This window comes from Caldithrix sp., from assembly GCF_056497305.1.
Window position 1 is genome coordinate 1 of record NZ_JBSMDE010000028.1, and the last position, 6,893, is coordinate 6,893.

Consider the following 6,893-nt stretch of genomic DNA (forward strand, 5'->3'; position numbering starts at 1 on the left):
ATACCGCTGAAACGGGATTCAGAATGACATGCCGGCCCAGGCCTTCACCGCCTGGGCCCGTCTTGCCCCTTCACAAAATAATTCGTAATTCGTAATTTTTAATTAAAACTAATTCTTTGCCTGTCAGGCTGGATCTGCCAGACGGGCCTGTCAGGCTGCGCCTGCCAGACTGGCCTGTCCGGTGCCAGACGAGTGTCCTTTGCGGCTTTGCTGCCTTAGAAACTACATGTCATTTCACAAAATAATTCGAAACTGAACATTCCACTGCCAGTCGGTTCTAAATGGTGTAGACATCCCAGACGAAACAAGGAAACTGGCCTTTAAAATTTTAAAAGCCATATTCCACTGACGATTTTGGCATGATAGTTGAAATAAATTGAGTAATCGTATCTGGAGGAAGGAAAATGATCAGAGGCTTTGCATCGCTTTTTCTCATATTCATTCCTTTATTCTGGCTTTCGGGCCAACCGCTGCTAATCAATGTGGAAAACAGCCCCTCTACCTTCAAACAAACCAATCCCAAAATCTGGAAATTAAATGCGCAAGAATTTCTGGTTATCTGGGATGATTATCGACAGGGAGTTCAACAACCTTACGGTCAATTTTTAAAAAGCAATCTGCGGTTTCTGGGTAAAAATAGGCCATTAAAGGGTAACGGAGATCTCTTTCTTCTAAATGACTCCACTTTTTTGATGTTTGACCAAATTGAAAAAGAGATCGATTTTGGAGGCTTTTATGTCTATGATGTAAATTTCCTGGGAACGGTTTACCAGAATCATTTACCCTGTTCCGATACCAGGGTATTATTTGGTTTTACTGCCGATGCCTGTGGAATGGGAGGACCTTCTTTTTATCTCACCATTTTACCCTTTAAAACATATTTTTTAAAAATCATCTCCTCCAAATATTTTTCCATCGATTATTACGATCCTTTTCTTAATCCCCTGCGAACCATCCGCTATATGGACAAAATACCTGTTATTGTCAATCCGGTAGGACAGGGGTTTAAAACGAGCTATTGGCTTGCTGGTTTAAATGAATTCTGGACAAACGCCCCCCCGGATTCCTTAAAACTCAATCTGTTTCTGTTTGATGAGCGCGATTCGTTGGTCAAACAGGAAACGCTGGAAAATTTTGGACCAGGGAATGAAGTGGGAGAATATTATTCCATTCTGGATTTTTCCATTCTCAGAACGTTAAAGTTAAATGATAGCGCAGCGCTCATTGGTTACTGGCTGCCTGGCACGCAGACCATTTATCTGTTCACCCTTGATGATCGGGGTAGAGTGGGGAACAGACAATCGATAAAAATTCAAAGCGACGATGAAATATTTTCCAGAGATTTTTCTTTGAAAAAGGGAAGTGACGGCTCTGTGCTGGCTCATCTTTCCTGGAACACCTACTCGAATTCCAAATCCACATCCTGGAATTATTTCCTTTACGGGGATTCCTTGGGGCATTTTTCAGGCGATGCATTTAAAACCAGCGCCCTCTTTAAACCGCTGAAATCAACAGATTTTTTGTACCTTAAAAAAGATGCGTTTTTAGCTGTAAAAAACCTGAATGACGAAATTTACCTATGTCAGATTGAAGGCGATGAGGAAATACAGAGTTTAAAAATAAATGACGATGCAACGGGTAGTAATGAAGATGTTTCCGGTATTGTGGTCGAAAACAGTAAAAACTACCTGGTTGTTTATCACGATGAAAAAGAGCTTCTTGGCCGTAAAGTGCAGGACAACAAATTAACCAGCGAACAGCCAGAAATTCCACTGCACGGCTCTAAAGGCGTTTTTTTTAAGAATGGCTATTTTCTCAATTTTTGGGTGCGGGGACGTTCCATTGGATATGCCTTGTTTGACGAGAGGTTTAGAATTTTAAAATCCGACACCTTTTGTTCTACGCCCTTATACGCCGTTAACTCCATAAATGGCTTTGTAAAATCGGATTCAACTTTCATTGTAGCCTATACAGTGAATCGGGACCTTTATCTTCTGGAAATTCGAACGGACGGGGTTGTTTTAAATTCTTTTAACGGCAAAAGCGCTTACGAAGATGATTTGCGTATTGTACGGTCTGGAGAAAGGGAATTTTGGGTATGCACAAGCGTTTCAGCTCAAAAGTTTTCTTACGAACTGCAGCCGCTGACGGGAAAAATCGATTTCTCCTCCGTGCTCTATTTAGTCTCTTCTCAATCTCATTTTTTAATTAAGGACCATTTGACTCTGCTGCAAAAGGGGATGATTTTAACAGAGAGGGATACTGTTGCCGTAGCTGAAGAATTGGCCCCTTACAAACACCCCTTTCAATGCCTGAACATAGATGAACAACATTTTGTCTCCATTTTCATCCAGGATTCGCAATTTAAATTCAAATTATTCGATTGGCGTGGCCATTTCCTGCACGAAAAGACGGCGCCGATTGACTCTGTCTATTTGAGTAATGTAAAACATTTTCAATGCACCATTCACGACTCGTTGCTTTATCTGGCTTGGAGCAATAGCATCAGAGACAGTACGGGCTACAATGTGTACGCCTACACGATGCCGGTCGATGTAATAACCAGTGTCAGCGCCAGTCCTTTTGAACCACGGACAACCGTCCTGGTCAAAAGCTATCCGAATCCCTTTAATCATGTAACTACCATTAAAATTGCTTTGCCAGGCAAAGGGCAAACATCGGTTACCATCTTTAATTTACTGGGCGAAAGGGTTAAAACATTGCTCAAGAATGCGTACAGGGAGGGTGTATTTGAACTGCGCTGGGACGGAACCAATGAAACTGGCCACCCGGTGTCGTCTGGCCTGTATTTTTGTCGCGTGCAATACAAAGATCGTTTGGTACATCGCAAATTGATGTTCTTAAAATAGATTAAGAGGGAAGAATTTTGAACAGAGCTGGAAGAGGGGGACCTCGAAGCTGGCAGGTGTCAACCGTTCCGCTCATTGTAAGCCGGAAGGGTGATGTTGATAGAGCAACAAAGCAGCACCGAATTCCCGGAATGGCATTCCCCACCCGCCTTTCGGGGATTTTTACATTTGAGATGGGGGAGTAGGCGAGTAGAGCGCTGGAAGGGGAAGAGTATTGTGGGGGAGGAGGTAGGACGGGCTTTAACCCCTGGTGGCTGAGCCGTCCTGCTTTAGCGGGACGAAGCGAAGCCACCGTTTTTGTTGGGTGTCTGTCATTCTGGACGAGACCGGTTACCCCAATTTCTAACCGGTGCAGCGTTTGCGAGCGCCAGGATTTCTTGTTAAAAGAGTGGAAGGGCATATTTCTTGAACATAAAAGTAAAAACGAAGACCATGTTTTTCTCATTTAGTTTGAAAGCCAGGGATGGGCTTCAGCCCATTAACTGTCTTGGTAGAAAAGAAAATACTTTTAACAAACTATTTACAATATTGAAGAGGAACGAAGCGCTACTCAAATCCATTTTCACTTGAAACAAATATTCAAGCTCAATAAATTGTTTTTGATCAAAAATAGCGAAAAAATATGGATGGATGGTCTCTGGATGACATTATTGATAATGGCTAAAGCAGACTGTGAGGTTATTCGTAATTTTGACCGTTAAGTTTCTGCCGTTCACCAAATTAAAAAAAATAGTAATTTCGCCAGAAAAAACAGAAAATGAAAACATATTGTTTCACTCTCTTGATGGTCATCATCGGACAGGCTTATGCCCAGGATTCAGCCCAGGTTAGCTGGGTTGCTAATTTTGGGATCAACTCAAATCTGATTTCCGGGTCCACCTGTCAGGAATACTACGAGCCGCATCGCTTTCCAGGCTTGCACATCTCGCTTGCCTATGAGAGGAAAAATCAATTTTCCGATTATGCAGGAATTGAAATTTCCTATGAGGGGCGTGGCGGCATGTGGGGCAAAGGATTTTTCGATTTTTCTGACGGCGATTATACCACTTACTATCTAAGTTATTTGAGCCTGACCCCCTATTATCGGCTCAAAAGTAATGTTGGACACTTGTTCCAAAATTTCTATGTGATTCTGGGCTTTTCTATCTCGTTTTTAACTAATGCCCGACAGGAGTGGCTAATAGAATGGTCGGGGCCTTATGAAGAGGGTACCATCTTACCCGAGCCAGGCCCAGATAACATCTACCCCGAATTACAAAAATTCGATATAGGTCTAAAGTACGGATTATCCTTCCCATATTTTGGCCATTTTTCCATCGATTTCATTTTTTACAAAGGCATCACTAAACTCTATCAGTCAGACGCCAGATATTATGAAATTGATCTGAAAGATAAACGTCAATTTAAAAACAATGGATTGACTGTAAGATTAGGATATCGCTTTTAGCCCATTTTTTCTTCATAAAACCTTAAACACAGGTGAGAAAATTTCCCACACAAGCCTTCCCCCTCTCCCAGATTTTTATTCTGGAAGAGAGGGGTCGAGGGGGTGAAGGCTAATTCGTGAAATGCCTCATGCTGTTGGAAGAGTCAAGTTAAGGGTATATGAAAGTGTAAAGAGTTAAAAGGTTCCGGGGCACCAGCCTATCATTTTTTAAAGAAATTTTTTGGTTGCGGCTATGCTGCTTTGGATTTTTTATGGTAAGTAAATCCAGCCGCCGTTATGTTTTTTAAAATGATTTGAATATATTCTTATCTGCTTTGTAGTTTGTAATAAATTTCATATATTGAGCATAAAATCGATTCTATTTTTGGAGGAAAAGGTTATGGAAATGTGGCATGTTTGGGTTATTCTTGTTATCATTTTAATGATTGTCGAAATTTTTACTCCCGGCTTTGTAGTGGCTACCTTTGGAATAGGTTGTTTGTTTGCAGCCATTCCTGCAGCATTACAAACGCATTTCATGTGGCAGATCCTGGTATTCGCTATTATTACTTTTCTATCGTTTATCTTCATCCGCCCCTTTTACTTAAAATATCTTTTTCCTGCAGATACACAGATTCCGACCAACGTTGATGCTTTGATTGGACAACAAGCTGTTGTAGTTGAAACCATCTACAATTTAAATAATCAGGGCAGAGTAAAAATCGGGGGAGAGGACTGGAAAGCGGTTTCTCGAACTTCAACAAAAATCAAAAAAAACAGCGTAGTGAGGATTGTCGCAGTGGAAGGTGTTAAATTAATTGTAGAACCGATAGATGCAACAAAATAGTAAGTAGCTTGCGTTGATTTAAATAAGAAGGTCACACTTTGTTGCTTTAATTTTATTAAAGCAAATTAATAAATTATTTACAGTGTTACTTTAAATTAGGGGAGAAAGTATGGGGTTTTTAACAATCATTCTGGCTATTTTTGCTATCTTTGTAATTGTTCTGGCTGTTCGTGGATTGGTTATGGTTCAGCAGGCTCAGGTGATGGTAATTGAACGTCTGGGAAAGTTTCACCGTCTTTTAGGCAGTGGAATTCACATTATCTGGCCCATTATCGATCAACCAAGAAAAATCGAATGGAAATACGTTAAAGTGCTGCCTTCCGGTGAGCAGGTCGTAATTCACAAATCCATCAATCGCATTGATTTGCGCGAAACGGTTTACGACTTTCCCAGACAATCGGTCATAACCAAGGACAATGTGGTCATCGAAATTAATGCGTTACTCTATTTTCAGATTACCGATCCCAAAAAGGCAGTTTACGAAATTGTTAATCTACCGGATGCAATTGAAAAACTGACACAAACAACCCTACGTAATGTGATTGGGGAGTTGGATCTGGATGAAACACTTTCTTCGCGTGACACGATCAATCAAAAGCTACGCAGCATTCTGGATGAAGCAACCGATAAATGGGGCGTTAAGGTCAATCGTGTTGAGCTTCAGGATATCAATCCACCTAAAGATATTAAAGAAGCTATGGAAAAACAGATGCGCGCTGAACGGGATCGAAGAGCGATTATTTTGCAAGCAGAAGGCGATAAAAGAGCCAGAATTTTGGAAGCAGAAGGTGTACGGGAATCCCAGATTCAGAAAGCTACAGGAGAAAAACAAGCCAGGATTTTAAGAGCAGAAGGAGAGGCTGTGGCCAAAATTCAGGTAGCTCAGGCAGAGGCTAAAGCCATTGAATTGATTACTAAATCGATTAAAGAAAGTCAAGGAAATCCCTCTCAATATTTGATTGCTATTAAATACATCGAGACCTTGAAAGAGATGGTCAGTGGAAAAGATAATAAGGTGGTTTATCTGCCCATCGAGGCCACCGGTGTATTAAGCTATCTGGGCGGCATCAAAGAGATGTTATCCAGCCAGCTACCCTAATGCATAAAAAAGCATTTTAGCTCTATCTGAAGGATTTCATCGTTTTTGTTGAGGGCGTGTAAAATTGCAGAAAAGAAAAAGTAACGAACTAAATCCCCCCCTTAGCTCTGTATGAAAAATCAGAAGAAATCCTGCGCATCTGTTTTTTGCCAGAAGTTGGTCAGCAGGTTTCTTCAAAAATAATCTGGGAAGACCAGGGAGCCTGGGGTATCATGCTGGTCGATATCATTCGTCACCTGGCCAATACATATGAAAGGGAAGGGTACAAAAGGGAAGAGGTCATCTCCAGAATCAAAGAAATATTCGACGCTGGATGGCAATGGCTGACAGATCAGGCCAAAGACTTAACCGACGAAATTCACTAAGGCAGCACAGTCGCAACCCAAAAGACTTCCATGGGGATTTAGATCACAGGGAAGTCATAAAGGACGCAAAAAGTAATTTTAATTAAAAATTAAGAATTATTTTGCGAAGGGGCAAGTTGTGCCCAGTCAGTGAAGGCCTGTGCTTGCATGTCATTTTGAATCCCGCTTCAGACGTAACTCGAGCTTCAGCTCGAGACTTTTATAAGGTCGAAAGACAATCAGTGAGGCTTCGTGCCATGCGTCATTCCAAATCCCGATCCTCGGGGACATTCCAGTCTGGCAGGCG

The 6,893-nt window shown here is 41.5% G+C and carries 5 protein-coding genes; all 5 read left to right on the forward strand.

Annotation, left to right across the window (positions count from 1 at the left end):
- Positions 1–404: 404 nt before the first annotated feature.
- The 5 genes from ACWB0I_RS02415 (at position 405) to ACWB0I_RS02435 (ending at position 6,607) form a co-directional block, all read left to right on the forward strand.
- Complete coding sequence (locus ACWB0I_RS02415; RefSeq protein WP_479386438.1) at positions 405–2,870, forward strand: T9SS type A sorting domain-containing protein; 2,466 nt, start codon at positions 405–407, stop codon at positions 2,868–2,870.
- Between the two features lie 757 nt (positions 2,871–3,627).
- Positions 3,628–4,317, forward strand: coding sequence for an outer membrane beta-barrel protein (locus ACWB0I_RS02420; protein ID WP_479386439.1), 690 nt, complete (start codon positions 3,628–3,630; stop codon positions 4,315–4,317).
- Positions 4,318–4,696: 379 nt separating this feature from the next.
- Positions 4,697–5,143, forward strand: coding sequence for an NfeD family protein (locus tag ACWB0I_RS02425; protein WP_479386440.1), 447 nt, complete (start codon positions 4,697–4,699; stop codon positions 5,141–5,143).
- 109 nt (positions 5,144–5,252) lie between these two features.
- Positions 5,253–6,242 (forward strand): SPFH domain-containing protein, encoded by a 990-nt coding sequence (locus tag ACWB0I_RS02430; RefSeq protein ID WP_479386441.1) that lies wholly within the window; start codon positions 5,253–5,255, stop codon positions 6,240–6,242.
- 92 nt (positions 6,243–6,334) lie between these two features.
- A complete protein-coding gene (locus tag ACWB0I_RS02435) occupies positions 6,335–6,607 on the forward strand; it encodes a DUF5076 domain-containing protein (RefSeq protein ID WP_479386442.1) in 273 nt (90 codons plus the stop codon).
- Positions 6,608–6,893: the final 286 nt, after the last annotated feature.